The organism is Paenibacillus sp. FSL K6-1558, assembly GCF_038002565.1.
In the GTDB taxonomy this organism is placed as follows: Bacteria; Bacillota; Bacilli; order Paenibacillales; family Paenibacillaceae; genus Paenibacillus; species Paenibacillus polysaccharolyticus.
On sequence record NZ_JBBOCV010000001.1, the window covers coordinates 1,997,363 to 2,016,098 of the forward strand.

The 18,736-nt window shown below is 45.5% G+C and carries 14 protein-coding genes; 5 read left to right on the forward strand and 9 right to left on the reverse strand.

The genetic code is table 11. From position 1 onward, the window contains the following. Positions 1-94: 94 nt before the first annotated feature. Both MHI38_RS08520 and MHI38_RS08525 read right to left on the reverse strand, forming a co-directional pair. Complete coding sequence (locus MHI38_RS08520; protein ID WP_154887854.1) at positions 95-1,078, reverse strand: sensor domain-containing diguanylate cyclase; 984 nt, start codon at positions 1,076-1,078, stop codon at positions 95-97. A 23-nt stretch (positions 1,079-1,101) separates the two neighbouring features. Beyond that, positions 1,102-1,908, reverse strand: a complete 807-nt coding sequence (locus tag MHI38_RS08525) for an alpha/beta fold hydrolase (RefSeq protein ID WP_154887852.1) — start codon at positions 1,906-1,908, stop codon at positions 1,102-1,104. A gap of 211 nt (positions 1,909-2,119) precedes the next feature. Here MHI38_RS08525 and MHI38_RS08530 point away from each other — a divergent pair, with 211 nt between their 5' ends. The 3 genes from MHI38_RS08530 to MHI38_RS08540 all read left to right on the forward strand — a co-directional run bounded on the left by MHI38_RS08530 (position 2,120) and on the right by MHI38_RS08540 (position 4,603). Then, the gene (locus tag MHI38_RS08530; RefSeq protein ID WP_341181161.1) at positions 2,120-3,334 is read left to right on the forward strand and encodes an MFS transporter; all 1,215 of its coding nucleotides are present in this window, start codon (positions 2,120-2,122) and stop codon (positions 3,332-3,334) included. Beyond that, a complete protein-coding gene (locus MHI38_RS08535) occupies positions 3,327-3,893 on the forward strand; it encodes a TetR/AcrR family transcriptional regulator (protein WP_154887848.1) in 567 nt (188 codons plus the stop codon). The genes MHI38_RS08530 and MHI38_RS08535 overlap by 8 nt, the downstream gene beginning before the upstream one ends. Positions 3,894-3,955: 62 nt before the next feature. After that, a complete protein-coding gene (locus MHI38_RS08540; RefSeq protein WP_154887846.1) occupies positions 3,956-4,603 on the forward strand; it encodes a hypothetical protein in 648 nt (215 codons plus the stop codon). A gap of 118 nt (positions 4,604-4,721) precedes the next feature. Here the strand turns inward: MHI38_RS08540 and MHI38_RS08545 are convergent, their stop codons facing one another. Next, positions 4,722-5,090: a VOC family protein gene (locus MHI38_RS08545; RefSeq protein ID WP_154887844.1), complete on the reverse strand. Its 369-nt coding sequence runs from the start codon at positions 5,088-5,090 to the stop codon at positions 4,722-4,724. A gap of 166 nt (positions 5,091-5,256) precedes the next feature. Between MHI38_RS08545 and MHI38_RS08550 the strand changes: the two genes are divergently transcribed. After that, complete coding sequence (locus tag MHI38_RS08550) at positions 5,257-5,814, forward strand: DUF1697 domain-containing protein (RefSeq protein ID WP_308722869.1); 558 nt, start codon at positions 5,257-5,259, stop codon at positions 5,812-5,814. A 214-nt stretch (positions 5,815-6,028) separates the two neighbouring features. On the opposite strand, the gene MHI38_RS08555 is transcribed toward MHI38_RS08550, so the two are convergent. The 5 genes from MHI38_RS08555 to MHI38_RS08575 form a co-directional block, all read right to left on the reverse strand. Next, positions 6,029-6,472, reverse strand: coding sequence for an Hsp20/alpha crystallin family protein (locus MHI38_RS08555; RefSeq protein WP_154887840.1), 444 nt, complete (start codon positions 6,470-6,472; stop codon positions 6,029-6,031). A gap of 214 nt (positions 6,473-6,686) precedes the next feature. Continuing rightward, positions 6,687-7,877: an MFS transporter gene (locus MHI38_RS08560; protein ID WP_308722870.1), complete on the reverse strand. Its 1,191-nt coding sequence runs from the start codon at positions 7,875-7,877 to the stop codon at positions 6,687-6,689. 72 nt (positions 7,878-7,949) lie between these two features. Beyond that, positions 7,950-8,768, reverse strand: a complete 819-nt coding sequence (locus MHI38_RS08565) for a MerR family transcriptional regulator (protein WP_341181162.1) — start codon at positions 8,766-8,768, stop codon at positions 7,950-7,952. A 212-nt stretch (positions 8,769-8,980) separates the two neighbouring features. Next, positions 8,981-11,224, reverse strand: coding sequence for a carboxylesterase/lipase family protein (locus MHI38_RS08570; RefSeq protein ID WP_341181163.1), 2,244 nt, complete (start codon positions 11,222-11,224; stop codon positions 8,981-8,983). Between the two features lie 840 nt (positions 11,225-12,064). Next, positions 12,065-13,981 carry an AraC family transcriptional regulator gene (locus MHI38_RS08575; protein ID WP_341181164.1) on the reverse strand — a complete coding sequence of 639 codons (1,917 nt, stop codon included), beginning with the start codon at positions 13,979-13,981 and terminating at the stop codon, positions 12,065-12,067. Positions 13,982-14,238: 257 nt separating this feature from the next. Here MHI38_RS08575 and MHI38_RS08580 point away from each other — a divergent pair, with 257 nt between their 5' ends. Continuing rightward, on the forward strand, positions 14,239-15,858 hold the full coding sequence (locus MHI38_RS08580; protein ID WP_445667229.1) for an alkaline phosphatase: 1,620 nt from the start codon (positions 14,239-14,241) through the stop codon (positions 15,856-15,858). Between the two features lie 145 nt (positions 15,859-16,003). Here MHI38_RS08580 and MHI38_RS08585 read toward each other — a convergent pair whose 3' ends face one another. Further along, positions 16,004-18,697, reverse strand: a complete 2,694-nt coding sequence (locus MHI38_RS08585; RefSeq protein WP_341181166.1) for an endo-1,4-beta-xylanase — start codon at positions 18,695-18,697, stop codon at positions 16,004-16,006. Positions 18,698-18,736 lie beyond the last annotated feature (39 nt).

Consider the following 18,736-nt stretch of genomic DNA (forward strand, 5'->3'; position numbering starts at 1 on the left):
CCTTTTCTAACCATCGTCTATACTAATAAACAAACGGATCAAGTAAGCAAAGATTCTCTGCCTGCTGATCCGTTTTTATGATGCTTAGCCCGGCTTAACGCCGGACCAAACTAGCGGCATGGGTTACCCTATTTCGCCCGCCCGTCTTGGATGCATAGAGTGCATCATCTGCCTTTTGAAACACAGACAGCTCCGTATCTGCTGCCGAGATCGTTGCCGCGCCAATGCTCACCGTAACGTGATATTCCCCCCAATCCGCAGAAGCTACTTGTGACCGGTATCGTTCTGCGATGCTGATGGCTTGTTCCTCTCCGCAATTTGCCAGAATGATCACAAACTCCTCACCACCGTAACGTGCCACCACATCGACCTCACGCGAAATGGATAGTAATAGAGTAGCCAAGTTACCCAGTACCAGATCACCGATAGGATGTCCGTAGGTGTCGTTAATGCTTTTGAAGTGGTCAATATCCATCACAAGCAGGGAGAATTCACGCTGTTCCTCATGATAAAGAGATAGATGATGAGCCATTTTTTCCTGGAAAAACCGACGGTTTTTGAGACCTGTCAGCAAGTCCGTAGACGCCATCAATTCCAATTGTTCATTGACTTTAATCAGCGCCTGCTCTTTGATTTTGTATTCTTCATGCAGACGCTCCAGCTCTTGGTTCGCCTCTTGTGTTGCCTGATATAACTCCTGCAGCTTGGTCTTGGTATTTAAAATGTCCTTTTCATGCTCAATCCGTTTACGCATAATGACGACTACGCAGTCCACTATATGTTGCCCGTCCCGCATCTGACGCACCCCGTTGAGCAACACCGGGACGTCTTCCTGCTCGCGATTGCGAAAGGAAAAGTACATCTCGTCCACATGACCATACAACTGAATATACGGATAGAAATACGTATGAAAAAACACTTTATTGGTGACGGACATCACGGATTCAATATGTTTGCCCATCAATTCATCCCGTTCAAGCCCAATCATGTCCAGCAACGTTTGATTTACCGACATAATGACGCCCGAATCGGATATTGAAAAATATCCACAAGGTGCAGTATCTAATTGAATGTCCATATAAACAGCCTTTCCTCTATACGTTATGCACTAGCCAGATAATCTTTAATTAATCGGATCGTCTCGCCGGGTTCACTCAGATGAGGGTAATGTCCTCTGGCATTCATCTGAGTGAGCCTGCTGTTCTTCAGATGGGAATGCAAATAATCTCCCACTTCTACAGGAGCGATACTATCATCTGAGCACTGCAGAATCAAGGTAGGCACCGACACCAGATCCAGTTCGATCCGGCAATCAGACAGGAATGTAACTTCGGCAAATTGCCGGGCGATGTGCGGATCACGGGAGCAAAAGCTCTTTTCCAACTCTTCCGTTAGATGCTTGCGTTCCGGGTTCTGCATCACAATAGGGGCCAGATAACTTGCCCAGCCGATAAAGTTTAATTGCATCATCTCCAGCAGTTCATCTATATCCTGCCGCTCAAATCCACCATAATAATGGGGCAGATCATTCAAATAACGCGGAGAAGGCCCCAGCATAACGATATTTTTGAAGAAATGTGGTGCCTGAATGGAGGCAAGCATACCAATCATACTGCTGACGGAATGCCCGACAAAGATGACATCCCGAAGTTCCAGCACTTCCATAATCTCAAGTACATCCTGGGCATAGCCATGAAGATCATTATATTTAAGCGCATCATAATAGTTAATTTGGGACTCCCCGGAGCCTACATAATCAAAGAGAACAACCCGGTACTGTTCAAAAAAAGCAGGCACAATATGTCGCCACATATCCTGATCACACCCAAAGCCGTGCGCAAACATAATCGTCTGACTGCCTGTACCAAGTACATTTACATTGTTGCGTACAAGGACATCAACCGTCATCTCACTCACCTCTCAGAGAGATTATAATTTTAATTTATCAGAGTATTATATCGGAAAATGTTGGAATTAGGGTTAAAAATGTTAATATTTTTACTCTGTTAAACATGAAATAGTTGTTTCAAATTGAAAAAACACCTTTACAACCTGACTATCGTCAGATAAAATCAACCATCATATCGCGCGATATTAGAACATATTTTGGAGGAATATCATGAACACCCTAACATCAGACATATCACCGCAGAAACTTTGGGGAAAATCGTTTATCTTTATCATGCTGGCCAATGCACTTTTGTTTATGGCCTTTGAAATGTTGCTCCCCACCTTACCTTTATTCGTTTCCAGCTTGGGAGGAAATGCTTCAAAGATCGGGCTTGTAACCGGCATTTTTATGTTTTCAGCCATATTAGTTCGACCTTTCACTTCCGTTTTGGCAACAAAGATGGACAAAAAGCACCTCTTGATTATTGGCATCGCCATCTGTGCATTAGCTACTGGCGCATACTACCTCTCGTCAGGTATAGGAATAATTCTTGTACTACGTGTAATCCACGGATTCGGTTTTGGTCTGGCAACGACTTATTTTGCAACAATTGCTACAGAAAACATTCCGAAAAGCCGACGTGGGGAAGGCATGGGATATTTCGGAGTTGGAGAAACCGTCGCTATATCTGTTGGTCCATTGATTGGAACAAGCCTGCTCCTTCAATACAACTACCAGAGCCTGTTCTTGGGCGGAATGTGTATCTTGTTATTGGCACTTCTGATGACCGTTTTTGTATCCAGAAACTCTCGGAGGGAGTCTGAGGACAAATCTTCCGTTCATCTTGCCACTTCCGTCAAACTTATTGAGAAAAAGGTATTATTTCCTTCATTGCTCATCCTGATGGTTGGCGTTGCGGCCGGTTCGATCATGTCTTTTGTCGCTTTGTTTGCTGCGGAGAAGGGGTTCAGCAATATTGCCTGGTTTTTCTTTATTGTGGCGATTGCCAGCTTTGTCGTCAGACTATTCTCAGGAACTATGTTTGATCGCCTAGGTCCAGGGTCTGTACTTCTTCCTTCGGCACTTTTCGCGATCGCCGGAATCCTCGTTCTGATCCTCTCACAGAACCAGATCCATTTTCTGATTGCTGGCGCACTGTACGGTTTTGGGTTTGGTGCCATTTTCCCCGCCATCCAAACATGGTGTGTCAATCTCGTGAAAGAACATGAGCATGAGAATGCAATGGCTTCATTCTTTAATTTTTTTGACCTCGGCATCGGCGGCGGCTCTTTGGTTCTGGGTCTGGTGGCATCTGCATTCTCCTACACGGTAGTGTATACTATCTCTATCGCTGTTTTAGTGATATACATCTTGTTATATTCGGTATACGCTCTAAAGCAGAAGCAGTTCGAAGACCGATCACTGGGGGTACACATTGAGTAAAAAACGAATTAAAGAGATTGCGATTCAGCATTTTAATCGTTTTGGTTATGAAGGGACCAAGATGGCACAGATTGCCGAAGAAGCCGGTATCCGCAAACAATCACTGGCTTATCATTATTCTTCCAAAAAGGACTTGTTGCTGGAAGTATATGAGGAAGTTGTGCAAGAGGAGCAACAGTTTGTACAAGATTTCTTGGGAATTTCCACTGCAGGAGATACGCTGGAGCAGAGATTATATGCCTTTTTGCTCGAACATAAAAATCGCTTCCTTACTCAGCCCAATGTAGCCTTTATGTACATTCTGTCCTTTATGGCGCCGCTAGAAGTGAATGATTTTGTTTTGGCTCAATACCGGACATATCTCGGCACCTTAAAAAAAGAAGTAACCGCTTTGTTCGCAAGTCATGAGGGGATTCGTCTGAGCCCGGAAGAAGCAACGCTAGCTTTTGTCACTCTGATGGACGGTCTTGATATACAGCTCGTGTACGAGACAAGGCAATCATACGAGCAAGCGATGGCTATTACCTGGAATGTGTTCTGGTCTGGCATCCAAAGCTAAAGCAGTCCCTCTTCGTAACTATTACATGAGTCATAACAAACTGATTAGGAGGAAGGCATATCATGCAATCACTGAATGCGGCCTTAACCCGTTTCGTAGAACAACAAGACTTATATAATGAAACCTACGGGCTTTTTCAAAATCACGATCTTCGCCCTCGGGTGCTTCCAGTTCAGCCAGAAGTGGACAAGCGTATTTCCCTTTCGCCGGAGCTTGAGTACCTCTACAGTCACTACGAGATGGTAGACGCTCAAGCCGAAGGAACATTGAAAATGAAAAGCGCAGCTGTCGAAATCGGCGATGCCGCTCTGCTCTTTTTCGTCGCTCCCGAGCATCTGCATCGCCAGCAGCTGGGATTTCGCTGGATCGGTATGCAGGAACCTTACGAAGAATCCGATTCCTGGCCGCCACATCATGTTGTGATCGCCAATGTGAATGATGATCCTATTATCGTTGACGCACAAGCTCCCTCTTCTCCTGTCTATGCTGCATTTGAGGGTGGAGAACCACAACGAGTTGCGGATTCCCTAGCCGACTTTTTTACCGCGCTTGCCATCCTGATTGAAAGCGCGTGTTCATTTTCAGGAGAAGTGAAGGACGAAGAAACTTACGAAACCAAACCTGAATATCTTGTCCAGGTTCAGCCAAAATTAAGGGAACTGCTCGGAGAAGTACATACAAAACACCTTATCGAGTATCTATCTTTATGAAGCATATGAGAATGAGGAAGAGAATTGGGATGGTTTTATAAACAATAAGGAACTAAAAAAACTCCCCTTACAGTAACAGCTTTACAATTTAGCTGTGTTCCACTTGGGGAGTCGTATATCAGGCTTTACTGTGAAGAGTGATTAAATAACCATCGGGGTCAGCAAATGTGAAGGTGCGCCCGAAGGGTCCATCGAGTGGTTCAGATGTAATCTCTACACCTGCTGCGAGAAGCTTGTCGTGGATGGCTTGTGCATCAGGGGCATGCAGCCACAGAGCGACACCAAGCCCAGGCTGCGTGTCTGCACCGAGTTTTACTCCTGGCATAAGATCACGAAGAGCAAACGCGATGGGCTTTGTTTCAAAAACGACTGCATGAGGCGGTCCAGCTTGTGAACGGACCAGACCAAGATGATTTTGATAAAACGTTGCCGAGCTTTCAAGATTGGTCACCTGAAGTGAAATGAAATCGGGTCCAATGACTGACATATAATAACGTCCTCCTTTATATTGGGTTAATCAAAGATTGCTAAGATCTTATACATAACCTCGCTTGCTTGATATGTATCTTGATTATAAAGACCCTCTCTTGCCAACAGTAAGTCAGTAGCGTTTTTCATTTTTAAAAATTTTCAAGTGGTTGGGGGATGTATACATGATCTACGTTGCTTTGCTACGGGGTATTAATGTGGGCGGCAATAACAAAATCGGGATGAAACAGCTGAAAGAAACGTTTGAACAGGCTGGTATGCAAGAGGTAGTGACTTACATCAATTCTGGCAATATCATCTTTGCCGATGATCAGGCACGAAGCGATGCCCATGCCGAATTATCTGCCATTTTGGAACAGGCCATTGCTGCGGATTTTGGCTTACAGATTAAAGTTCTCGTGCGTGACATGGATGAGATCACATCTGTCATGCAGGCACTGCCTTCCGGTTGGACCAATGATGATCAGGCCAAAAGTGATGTTTTCTTTTTGTGGGAGGCAATTAACGATGTCGATATTCTGGAGAAGCTGCCTCTGAAACCCGGTGTAGGCGAGCTTATTTATGTACCTGGTGCGCTCCTGTATTCAGTTGGTCGAGAGGAAGCAACACGGAGCGGCATGAATAAACTTGCAAGCTCGAAGATTTATTCGTACATGACGGTTAGAAACGTTAATACGACGCGTAAAATTTATGCGCTTATGCAAGCCGCTGCTGAAAAATAAAACCAGCATTCCTGTTCAGGAACAGACTCCTTTCATGTACTTGCTCCACCAATCGTCTCAAGGGAATTCGTTCCTGCCTGCCTGCGGAACATGAAACATGTATTACATAAAAAAGGACTTAACATCAGTTCTCTGATGTTAAGTCCTTTTGCATTTCATTTTACGTCTTAAATCCTATCTTGCATTCCTATGAATGACTATGCTTATGCCTTCATCAGTCAATCTGAATACGTCTGCGTGTCTGTTCATCATCTGGACGTTTCGGAATATCCAGCTTCAGCACTCCATTTTCCAGCCGTGCCTTGATATTCTCTTCATCAATATGATCCACATAGAAACGGCGGACAAATTCCCCGGCACGACGTTCTTGACGAATCATTCGATTATCGTCGTCCTTTTGCTCAACCAGTTCATTACGTTTGGCGCGAATGACGAGTTCATTGCCTTGCACCTGAATATCGATGTCTTCTTTGGCAAAGCCAGGCAATTCGGCTTCGACCAGATATTTGCCGTTTTCCTCGCGAATGTCGGTACGGAATGGTTGCATACTGCTTCCAAACGAAGAGAGGAATGAAGTGTCAACCATGTCATGGAAGGATTTCAGCATCTGTCCGAACGGGTCATCATTTCTTCTGCGAAATGGAATCAGATCAAACATGAACATCATCTCCTTAAATGTGGTTGGGTTTGTTGTTGCTTACATCTATTATTGTATTCATGATGCTACGATGGTTCAAAGCCGATAAAATGCGATTTAAGGCAATAATCTGCGATTTCGGTTAAATACATTAACATAGATCGTTGTATCATTTATTTTGACCAAATCTGACCTTCTGACTTTGTCTGACCAATTTTTGATACTTCACCGCAACTCACTGCGTATTGATCTCCTGTCCAGAAGTCGCTAATCTTTTCCTCTTGCTTGCTCCCCCAAACTGTAGTACTGCTAATAAAACGGCTAAACCTACCGCAACAAAGCCTGCCCAATTCAATGCCAGAACCGATGAACGGCTGATCACAATCCCGCCCAACCCGGAACCCAGTGCAAAGCCAAATTGGATAAATGACGTATTCAAACTTAGCGCAATGTCCGGACTACGAGGGGCTAACGTCACCAGGTATAATTGCTGGGCAGGAGAGATGCTCCATGTAGCCAACATAAATATCATCAGCACCAGGATCAGCAAGATCAGATGTGTACCCGTTACAGCAAATAATAGAAGCGTCAGACCTTGCAACACTAACCCAAGGAAAATGGTGAACTTCGATCCTCTGGCATCCGCCAGTTGTCCGCCCAATTTGGAACCCATAAAACTACAGATCCCTGCCAAAAACAAGATCAGGCTAATTTCGGTCATGGTAAGGGACGAAGTCGTTTGCAAAAACGGCGTGATATACGTGAACAAAGTTGCGTAGCCGCCCACATATAACAGTGACATCATCAATGCGATTATAATCGATTTATTTTTCAACAACGAGAGCTGCATGCTCACGGTTACCTTCTCTTGTTCTCGGATGGAAGGTACCTTTCGATAGATAATCAGAAATGGAACAATACTGAGCAGACCAATGACGATAAATAACATCCTCCAGCCAAACCATTCACTGAAAAATGTACCGATCGGCACACCAAGCACAAGCGAGCTGCTTAATCCCATCAGAATAATTCCAATCGCATTACCTCGCTTTTCATTCTCCACAAGCCTTGTCGCTGCCGCCATCGCAACGACTGTGGTCATGCCACCGCTTGCTCCCTGAATGACGCGTATCCAGATCATCGCCTCATACGAGAGATCCAACATCATGATGCCATTGCTGGCAATAAATACCCCAAAGGTTAGGAGCAATAGTTTCCTTCGGTCAGCATTAATGGTTACGGCGATCAAAATAGGTGCAACAATAGCTGCTGCAAGAGCAAATACCGTGACAAGCAATCCCGCTTCCGCCGTAGATACGCCAAGATCGGCGGCCATCATCTCAATAATTCCGGTAATAATGTATTCAATGGTGCCGATTAGAAACACAGCCAATGCCAGAATATAAATCGTGCCTTTATTTTTCAATCCTTCTCACTCCATCTACTATATGTTCATTTTCACTTAAGCCTTCTATATAAGTTAGTTCAACTTATACCGTTACCTGCATGTGATAGGAATCTGAATCTCGATGTACTGTGCATCCTGTTCAGGAGATAAGGGCAAATAGTATTCTCTGCCCGGCTCATTCTCTTTGATCTGGTAGTTGTTTTTCTCGATCCACCGTGCTAAATGCACACAGGCTGCCCCATCAAATGTCGAATGCGAATGAAACGCCATAGAGGCGACCATCGGTTCCGGCGGTAGATTCCTGATCTGAAACGGCTCAGCAACTGCAGGAGGCTGACCCGTTAAGAAGTAACCTACTTCGTACTCGAATTCATCCTCTTTTCCATCCACCTCTCGCCACAACACAACCTGTGGTCCCTGAATCCATTGGCGCAGGTCTTTGGTTAGCAGTGAATCCAGATGACCCAGCAGTTCCGGAATACGCTCTTCTCCCCCGTTTCCAGTAAAGAACAGGAAGGTCTGAGCAGCCTCGGCTTTAATTCGGATCTCCTGGCCTGTCTCCCATAGTCCTTCGCTTTCCATAAGCTGGATGCGTTCCTCAATGCGGACAAGCCTGGCTTGTTCCATATCAATCATTTGCTGAATCTCACTTCGCTTCAGTCTCAGCATGCCCTGAATCTGCTCATGCGAGATGTCTTCCTTCACTAGCTGCGTGATCTGCGGCAGTGTAAAGCCCAATTCCTTGTAGATCAGAATCCGGTTAAGTTCGAGCAACTGATCTGCGGAATAATATCGGTAACCCGTGTCCTCGTCTACTTTACGCGGCTTGAGGATACCGATCTGGTCGTAATAGCGCAGCGTTTTTAAAGAAAGCTTGCTGAGTTTGGCAAACGTACTGATTTTGAACAATGTATCATCTCCAATCCATTAGCTTAACGTGAGTATACAGTCTCCCGTGCAGGGGAAAGTCAAGGGTAGCATGCTAGAGAACATAAAGTCAGAGTTAGTAATCAATTCTTAAGGCAATATAAAAAGGACAGGAGCATGGATCCCCTGTCCTTCCTTCTCATTTTAAGTTAATTGCTGTCATTTTTCTTAACTTAATTTTTGTGGTTTTTCATTTACTCCCAGAAGAAACGGCCTGCAAGCACTTTTTCGTTCAACAGTTCGTATGTCTCTTCAGGCAGCTCTTGCTTCATCTTCGCGTTCACAGCTTCTTTGCCTTGATTGTACTGGGAGGACATGCCGATCTCGGCAGTTGTGTTATTCGCATCCAGGCGCATGATCGGTGCTTTGGCGTTTTTCGTCCATGGCGTCCATTTAGCAAGTTCAGACGTTCCGCCCGTACCTGGCTTGCCCGTATACAGGAACTGCTTCAGGTAAGCTGCCATCGCAGCAGACAGTTGCTCACGTCCCGGCTTGTTGGCATCACTGAAATAACCTTCAGGGAAGTAAGCCGCAATACCTGCTGCTTTTCCTGTATAGAAGTCCATATCGGCACCATGCGGAGCCCCTAACAGGGTGCGCAAACGTTCAGAGATGACGCCAGGTTGGGTCCCCCATGCAAAACGATAAGCATATACCGGCGGCTGACCCGCCGCACTGGTTAACTTTTCAGCAACTCGCTCCGCATTAAAGCCTGCGTATGCCTCGCTACCATATTTGATTGCAGCCGCATATTGAGTTGCTTTCGTCTGATCCGTAAACAATGTACCATCATTGATCGATGGAGCAAAGTTTGGATCACCGAAGGCAAAAGCAGAGAATTCCGTTTCCAAGCTACCCAGCAATACAGGCACTTTCGTATATTTGCCACTGTTGATCGCATCAAAACCTTCTTTTGGAATGACCGTACCATCACGGAACAAATGCGGGAATGGCTGCATACGGATGGCCGTTGCGCCAAATACCGTCACCAGTTTATCCGCAGGCAATGCACGCAGATAAGTTTCCAGCTGTGCAGGTGTTTGCTTGCTGATCCAAGCTTTGGCTTCGCCTTCATTTGCAGCTTTGCCTTCTTGTACAAGCAGCTTCACGATCGCATCCTCGGATTTCTGTTGTCCTTCTTCAGGTGAAGCCGTCGTCAAACCACCGCTGAACGCAATCGCTTTTTGATACAATCCCTTGCTAAGCGGTGAGATAAGCGTTGCGAGAACATCACGTGCCCCGGCAGATTGACCCGCAAGTGTCACGTTTCCTGTATCGCCGCCAAAACCTGCAATATTATCCTGCACCCACGTTAATGCACGGAACGCATCCAACAAGCCATAATTGCCGGAATCATCCAGAGCATTGCCTGTTTTCAGCGCAGCATTCTGGAAGAAACCTAGTGCTCCCAAACGGTAGTTCACCGAGATAATGATACTGTTTGTATTGCGTGCAAGCTGTTCTCCCTGGAAGTCCTTGCCTGATCCAGTCATATTACCGCCGCCGTGCAGGAATACCATGACCGGAAGTTTTGTGCTAGTTGTATTCGGACGCCAGATGTTCAAATATAAGGAATCCTCACTACCCACTGTAGTTTTACCGGAAATTTGCAAGCTGTTTGCCGCGAACTCTTTGGCTTCTCTTGTGCCTGTCCAAGCCTTCGGTTCTTGTGGTGCTTTCCAGCGTAGTTCGCCTACCGGAGGCGCCGCATATGGAACGCCAAGCCAGCCAAGCGTGCCGTATTGATCATAGGCTTTACCATCAATGGCACCGTATTTTGTTTGTTGCAGCGTTTGAGGTTTAAACGCTCCCGCCTGTTTATGTTTGGACCAGAGTTGTTCGAGCGTACCTGTACCATTTTTGAGCTGAGCCTGCAAAACCTGTGCCGTGGCTTCAGCCATTAAACGGTTGGTCAGTTGTGTCGTTCCTTTTCCTTGAAGGGATTTGATACCATGGCTTGCCGCGAATGCGGAAGCTTCTCCTGAAATGTAATCCGTGCCTGCTTCATAACCAAGAGCCTTGAGTAGCAAATCTGCATATTCCTCTGCCGTCAGTGGAGCATTAGGCGCAAAATGTTCCGTATCCGTGACCACACCAGCTAAATAAGGATGCTGCTTCAAGTATCCAACGACGGGTTGCAACACCTTGCCTGCCTGAGCGGCATCCGTATACGTTTCGGTTCCTTGATAGGCCAGAGCCTCTTTTTCCAGACCTGATAAACGCAAGTAAAGCACCGCGGCTTGAATACGTGTGGCATGTTTACTCAGGTAAGCCGCGTTCACGCCTTGCCCATTCCCGCGAATAAGCTCGGCTTTTACCAGTTTGTCCATAGCCGGGGACAAGGATGGAGCTGTATTCCCTGCTGCATAAGCGGGTAGACCCGATACACACATGCTCAGAATCGCTGCTACTGCAATAGAACGTTTCACTTTTTTCATTGGTTATTCTCCTCGCTGTCTAGTCGTGTATGATGGAAAAATAGTTTCGAAATATTGCACCGCTCGGTACAGTATTCCAAGGTTTGGATCATTCTATTTCTTGGTCTTGGAAGAACGGAAGAGCGGCCCTCCTTTCTGCTGACATGAACTGTTGCAACCCTTCGGTTATGACATTCAGGCAGATCATATATAAAAAAAAACCTGAATCAAAGGCACACAGACGTTGGATCACATCGTCTATTGCCCTCAATTCAGGTTTTGCCTGCAATACGTAACAACCCTGAGAATAATGAGGTGTAATATGGAATTATTGTCACTCTATATAAGTTAAACTAAAAATTTTACACAATCCACTCCGATGACAGAATAACCTTTCAATCGCTGTTATCCCCAGATTTTTTGGATTCCCTTTTCTAAAGGGGAAAATCCGGTGATAAGTATATGCTTCCGATGTAGCTTTCTTGCAGAAAGCTTTTAGGCGAACGCTTCGCTTTTCCAGGTTTTTTCTGCCCTCTTCGTTAACGTGTAAAAGAAATCATTTATCTTATATAGTAAAACGCAATCAATCGCCTGATTTTCCAAACGAAGCGAATGAACTGGAACAGGTCTTGCCCTGAGATCGGTTACAATCCTGTTATTACCGTGATATTAGCACAGAATGAAAGCGCTAGCAATATCTTTTTAAAAAAAGTATCACTGCTTACAGTTCTCGGCTCATGCTATAAAAAAAACCATGAACAAATCCGGATGGATACATTCATGGTGTTACGTGCATGGTATTCTGTTACGATCAGGCAGTATTAGCTAACCTCTCAGTTATTGCTAGTACAGCAATTACAGCTATTGGAGCTTTTTCACTTGTTCAATCAAACTGTCCAGACCCTTATCCGCCAGATACGGCCCATAGTTCCAGTAGTTCCTGGACACGTTGATAATTCGATTATGTTTGATCGCGGGAATGCTCTGATATACCGGTTCCTCGAACAGTTCCATCATCTGATCCATCTCTTCATCTTCCATCTGAGTGAAGAAGTAGTCGGCAGGCTTGTCTGCCAGTTTTTCCAAGGACAGTACTGTGCCGCCATCCGAATAGATTTTATACTGCTCAGGCATGGAGAAACCAAAATCCTCATAGATCAGCTTGCCCAACGTACCGCCCTCGCCGCCAAGCAATACCTCTTTATTGTAGATCACAAACGACATGGCTGTTGTGCCCGGTTTAATATTAATGTTCAGTTCACTGCGAATGCTCTTCAGTTTCGCTTCAAACTTCGAAATCCATTGCTCGGCTTCATCCTTACGATCCATAATATCTCCCATCGTTCTCAGGGTATTAATGACATCTGGATCACCGCCCCAGGCCACCGTAATCGTTGGTGCGATTTTGGCATACGTATCTACAATTTCCTTGCTTGTGTAGTCCGGTACAATGATCACGTCTGGTTCCAGACCTGATATCATTTCAACGTTACCGTTGCCTGAGCCGATGTCCGGAACACCTGTGAGTTCTTCTGGATATTGCTCCAGTGTTTCCGTGTTTGCACCTGCTGGCTTCATTCCGAGAGGTAACAGATATCCGCCATAGGTTATGATAACTGGTTTGGAAGGCTGCGCCGGAATCTCAACCTTTCTTCCTGTAGCATCTGTATACGTTCGAGTAGATTCCTGTACCGGTTCTGCACTCGTTGCAGGCTGTGACTGTTCAGTTCCCGCCCCGCATGCTGCGAGCAGCAGCGATAAACTAAATAATAAACTAACCGCCAATGTTGGCTTAAAACGAAGGTTCAACTCGTCCACGCTCCATGTGTTGTATTGATAATGATTATCGTTATTACCAATATAACTATCGATGACCCTGTCATCAATGAACGATTCAGACTTCTTATTCGTACGATTTGAACCTTTGATTCGATGACTGTGCATTTTATACTGTGCTGGCGTCTCACCTGTTATACGTTTGAAAATACGGCTAAAGTAGTACAAATCCTTGTAACCAACACTTTCAGCCACCTCCCGGATCTGTGCTTCTGTCTCGGTCAGCAAACGTTTCGCTTGCTTGATTCGAGTCTGAATGACATAGTCCATGGGACTGCATCCGTACTTGCGTTTGAATACCCTGGCCAGATAATGCGTGCTGTAATGAAAATGCGTAGCCATATTTTCCATGGAGATAGAATGAGAGTAGTGCTCCTGAATGTAAGCTTCAATCTGCTCCGCCAGCTCTAGCGATTCGACCTGCCGCTGACGTGCCATCTTCCACTGCCGAAATTGCTCGTACACAAATTGATAGAACAATCCTGTCACCTGCAACCGTTCCAGTTCATCACTAGACATCCAGAACTCCGCCATTTTTTCCACGATCGTAAGAAGCGTTAATGGATATGATGCTGCAAAATAATAAGGCTCTCCACCCTGAAACGCATTCACGCCTCGTATACTTTCATCTTTCGAGGAGTCGAAACGTAACGTAGCCGATTGCGGTTTATATAGAAGTAAATAATAATCTAGCGGTTGTTGCATACAACGAATCCGCAGCGACGTACCTTTTTCACCATGTAGAATGAGAGTCTGGTCCGATGTAAATCGGTTTAGCCCGAATTGAATGTCCGCCTCGCCCTTACTTATGATCAAAAAAGCCGGAGCAGGCAAAATGGTTGTCGATAACTCTTGTTCTGAATGTAATACGCTATGGCGAATATCGATCAGTTTCACTTGATTGTTATTCCACCACCGAATGGCTTCTGACCATTCTTTCATGTTGAACCACCTCAAAATGATCATTGGACTTTGGTTCCTGCATGTCCGATTTCATCCTTACCATACTAGAGTGCTCAACGTTTTGTCCAGTTTGTCTATTATGTAAGCTTTGACTTATAATCGTAATTTTTACAATTAATTAACCTAAAGCTAACGCTCGTTTAGCAATTGCCCTATACACTGGGTTCTGGGACTAACTATACATATTTATTAGGAGGATGTTCATGTTAAATCGCTTCAATACCCGTGCAGCCAAAATGATGCTCGCGGTCACCACCATTGTTACGGCTACGCTGGGAGGCAGTAGTGCAGCTTGGGCTGCGGAAGACGGTACTTCAACAACTTCTGCATCACCTATCAAAAATGTAATCATTCTTATTCCTGACGGTATGGCTAATGATGCTACTGCACTGGCTCGTTGGTATAAAGGTTCATCCCTGACCATTGATTCCATGGCAAGCGGCATGGTTCGTACACACTCCGCGGATGCGCCGATTGCGGACTCGGCTCCTGCAGGAACAGCCTTTGCAACAGGACATAAATCTCATACCGGTTTTGTCGGTGTTTTGCCGGACAAGGCTACCATGCCTGGACAAAAACCGATTGCAAAAGGCGACGAAAGGAAACCAGTCGCTTCCGTATTAGAAGCTTCCAAACTTGCGGGTAAAGCAACGGGCATTGTAGCTACCTCCGAAATTATGCATGCAACACCGGCAGACTTCTCTGCCCATTATCCTGACCGTAAAAACTACGATGCACTCAGCAAACAACAAGTCTTCAATGGCATCGATGTTGTACTGGGCGGCGGCAGTAAGTATCTGGAACCAGCTGGACGCAAAGACGGTAACAATCTCGTTGCCTCCATTAAAGCACTCGGCTACGATTATGTAACTACACCTGCGGCGATGAAAGCATCAACTTCCAACAAATTGTGGGGCATGTTCTCTCCTGCAGGCATGTCATACAACATGGATCGTGATCCAGCCAAGCAACCAAGTCTTGCTCAGATGACATCCAAAGCGATTGAAGTTCTCTCCAAAGACGAGGACGGTTTCTTCCTCATGGTCGAAGGCAGCAAGGTAGACTGGGCTGCTCATGCCAATGATCCGATTGGTATTATCAGTGACGTGCTCGCTTTTGACGATGCTGTAAAAGTAGCAATGGACTTCGCCAAAGCCGATGGGCAAACTGCTGTTGTAGCCGTATCTGACCATCAAAATGGTGGACTTACGATTGGTAATGCATCTACAACAGGCACGTATGACAAAGAACCGTTGTCCACTTTTATCGGACCTTTGAAAAAGGCTAAATTGACAGGTGAAGGTGTAGAAGCGAAACTGGATGCGAAACGCACCAACATCAAAGCAGTCATGAAACAATACTACGGCATTTCCGATCTGACTTCCGAAGAGGTTGCTGCAATTAAATCCGCCGAGCCAGGTAGCCTGAACTATGTCGTAGGCCCAATGATCAGCAAACGCGCGGGTATCGGCTGGACAACTGGCGGACACACGGGCGGAGACGTTGTACTGTATACTTATGCTCCAAATAATGATCGTCCATTTGGTGTCATTGATAATACAGATGTAGCCAAATACATGGCACGTGTCCTCAATCTGGATCTAGACAGTGTAAGCAAGCAACTGTTCGTACCTGCCAAACAGGCGTTTACAGCCAAAGGGGCCACAACCAAACTGGATCTGACGGATGTCAAAAATCCGAAGATTCTCGTAACAAAAGACAACACCAAACTGGAGTTGCAAATCTACAAAAACATTGCACTCGTGAATGGCAAAAAGACAGCTCTTGAAGGTGTGATCGTGTATAACGGCGTAGATGCTTTTGTACCGCAAGGCGCTGTGGATTTGATCCAATAAAAGCGGCATAGCGAATAAACAAACCCCCGAACACTGACGAGACGAACTTGTCAGGCTTGGGGGGTTGTTCTGATGATTGGATGATAGATAGAATGACTGAATGTGCGACTCTTCTTGCTTACTTATTCATAGTCAGTCAAACGATTTATTTTGAAAACGTCAGAATGCCATACTGGGAAGTGTTCTTCCAGCTGTCATTGGTGAGATCATTCCATTTAGCCGTACTTTTGTTATTGTTTCCTTGATTATCATTAATTTGAAGTTCAAATCCCATGACTTGACCTTCCTTCGGAACGAGGGATTGAAATCTGATTTTGGCTTCCACTTGATATCCCTTGGAGGTTTTCTTCACAGCACTTTGGAGTCGTCCTGGCGAAGCACTGCCCGCAAACGTACCTACGTTGTCTGCACTGATTCGGAACTGGGCATCATCGTATTGATAGAACGGTGTACGCTGATGATTTTCATCCAGGAAAATCTCAACCGAATCCTGATCCCATGGATCAGGAGCGTTGGTTATAATTTGTGGATCAGTGACATCAATGAACAGATATAAATCCTGACCAGACCACATCGCACGGGCCTCAGCGGATGCTCCTCCGCTCTGATTCAGTGGTGTAATATGGAATGGCGTAACCTTATTCCATTTTGCATCCTTCTCACCATCTATCGTTACTGTTCCTTGCAAGGCTTTCGCAGACTTAGGCATACTCGCAAACTGAATAACGCCATATTTGCTGGTGTCTTGATCCTGGGATAGTGTGCGGTCATTCCAGTACAGAACCTGCTGTCCTCCTGAACTGTTGTTTCCACCATCCGTCACCCGTACATCCAGGCCAACTTCACGTGCAAGTGCCCCTTGTGCATTAGTCAATGGTATGGATAATTCAACCTGATAACCGTCCGCCGCTTCACGAACGCGATACGTATTTGGCTTAGCTCCTGTCACTTTGCCTTCACGGCTTATGGTGATATGTCGATCATCTGCCTCATACACAGGAGTTTTGCCATTGTTCAGATCAACGAACAGCTCCACTTTATCTTTCGCATGTTTGGTCGTATCCTTTACGTCAACCAGAACATACAAATTATTTTTATCCCACAACGTACGGAACGCCGCTGAACCCGAATTGCCTTTCAAAGCTGTGGAAACAGCCTTGTTCCAGAGTGGATCTTGTTTGGCTGCCTTCGTATTTGGTGTACCAGACAACGTAACCGCCCGGTTCGTCAAAATAGGCAGGCTTGATTCATCTGCCAACCCCCAATAGGCCGGTTTGGATTGCAAAGCACTATCGAATAAAAAGGCTTGATTGTTATACGATTTTTCATCCTGTAATCCCCATAAGGTCACCGATGAGATGACATCGCTATGTTTTTGATACAGGTCAAACAGCTCTTTATAACGATATGCCTGCTTCACAGCAACGTCCTGAGGTAATGTCTCACCATAAGGAATTCCGCTATCGACATCCAGTTCCGTGATTTGGATATCCAGTCCAAGACCAGCAAACAGATTGATTGTTTTCTCAATCTCATCAATCGGCGGAGATTCAAGATTATAGTGGGATTGCAGACCCACACCATCAATCAGCCCTTTTTCTTTCAACTTTTTCACCAGTTGATACATATGCTCTCTTTTTTCAGGAATTTCGGTGAAATACTCGTTGTAGTATAATTTCGCATCCGGGTCGGCGGCACGTGCAAACTCAAACGTTTTCTCAACATAATCCGGGCCAATCAGCTCGTAGAACGGGCTTTTGCGCATTCCGTTTGCATCCCCGTTACTATCTGCAATGGCTTCATTCACAACGTCCCAGGCGTAAATTTTGCCTTTATATCGTTTCATGACCGTATCTACGTAGTTCTGAACCCGACTGAGTAGCAGATCCCTGCTCGCAGGGTTGCCCTGGTCATCCTTGAACATCCACTCTGCGGCATCAATATGCCAGAGCAAGGCATGTCCACGTAAACCCATTTGATTTTTCTGTGCAAAGTCCACATATTCATCCGAGGCTTGGAAGTCATACACGCCTTTGGAAGGGGACACAAACTTCGGTTTCATCTCATACGTTGCGGTCAAACTGTTAAAGTGTTTGGTTAACAATTGACCGTAAGCTCCTTCAAGTTGCCAGCGATATACCGCGGCTCCAATCGGAAATTCAGTCTGGTACAGATCTTGCAAGGAAGGAATATCGGTCTCAATAGCGAGTGGTGCGGCTTCCTCAATTGTGAAATCATCCACATAAAATGACAATGTATCTACCGTGTCGTCGGAAACATAAGGTGTTTCAATAAAGAAATTCAACTCCTCGGGATTATCGCTGTATTGGTACGTGGCCGTAACCTTATGCCATTGCTGCCAGTCGTCTTTGGGAATCGTGACCTTGTCCAGCATGTTCCAGCTCTCTGCCCCATTCTTCTTGTAGGCCGTTAGCTGAATCGTCTGATCTGAAGCTGGTTTCTCCGTAAACCTGACATAGAATGAAATGTTATAAGTAGAATTCGGCTTCAACAGACCTTTCATTTTCAGCATTGGCCCATGAAAGGAGCGCTGACGGTTCGAGACAAGCATACTCCGAGTACCTTGATGCGCTGCCTGCTCTGAAACGGTCAAACTTTCGCTGCCAACACGCTGAAGCCAGCCTTGAAGTGTCCCATCCTCAAAATCGGTTTGAAGCACCTTGAGGTTCTGCCCAGAAACCGCCGCAGCCCCAGAACTTGCTCCCTGTTCAATCTGTTGTTCTTGCGCAAAAGCAGCCTGCTGAAAAGGAACCGTCGTCATCACCAGCATCGTTGCCAGCAGGGTTGAACTCATTTTTTTAAACACCTTCGTCTTCATTTCATTCCTCCTCTCAATATTAACTTGTATTATACACTT

Bases quoted from the DNA above. Each gene is read 5' to 3' on its own strand.
- MHI38_RS08540 (WP_154887846.1), top strand. From the start codon at position 3,956: ATGCAATCACTGAATGCGGCCTTAACCCGTTTCGTAGAACAACAAGAC.
- MHI38_RS08585 (WP_341181166.1), bottom strand. From the start codon at position 18,697: ATGAAGACGAAGGTGTTTAAAAAAATGAGTTCAACCCTGCTGGCAACG.
- MHI38_RS08570 (WP_341181163.1), bottom strand. From the start codon at position 11,224: ATGAAAAAAGTGAAACGTTCTATTGCAGTAGCAGCGATTCTGAGCATG.
- MHI38_RS08520 (WP_154887854.1), bottom strand. From the start codon at position 1,078: ATGGACATTCAATTAGATACTGCACCTTGTGGATATTTTTCAATATCC.
- MHI38_RS08580 (WP_445667229.1), top strand. From the start codon at position 14,239: ATGATGCTCGCGGTCACCACCATTGTTACGGCTACGCTGGGAGGCAGT.
- MHI38_RS08525 (WP_154887852.1), bottom strand. From the start codon at position 1,908: ATGACGGTTGATGTCCTTGTACGCAACAATGTAAATGTACTTGGTACA.
- MHI38_RS08530 (WP_341181161.1), top strand. From the start codon at position 2,120: ATGAACACCCTAACATCAGACATATCACCGCAGAAACTTTGGGGAAAA.
- MHI38_RS08550 (WP_308722869.1), top strand. From the start codon at position 5,257: ATGATCTACGTTGCTTTGCTACGGGGTATTAATGTGGGCGGCAATAAC.
- MHI38_RS08555 (WP_154887840.1), bottom strand. From the start codon at position 6,472: ATGTTTGATCTGATTCCATTTCGCAGAAGAAATGATGACCCGTTCGGA.
- MHI38_RS08575 (WP_341181164.1), bottom strand. From the start codon at position 13,981: ATGAAAGAATGGTCAGAAGCCATTCGGTGGTGGAATAACAATCAAGTG.
- MHI38_RS08545 (WP_154887844.1), bottom strand. From the start codon at position 5,090: ATGTCAGTCATTGGACCCGATTTCATTTCACTTCAGGTGACCAATCTT.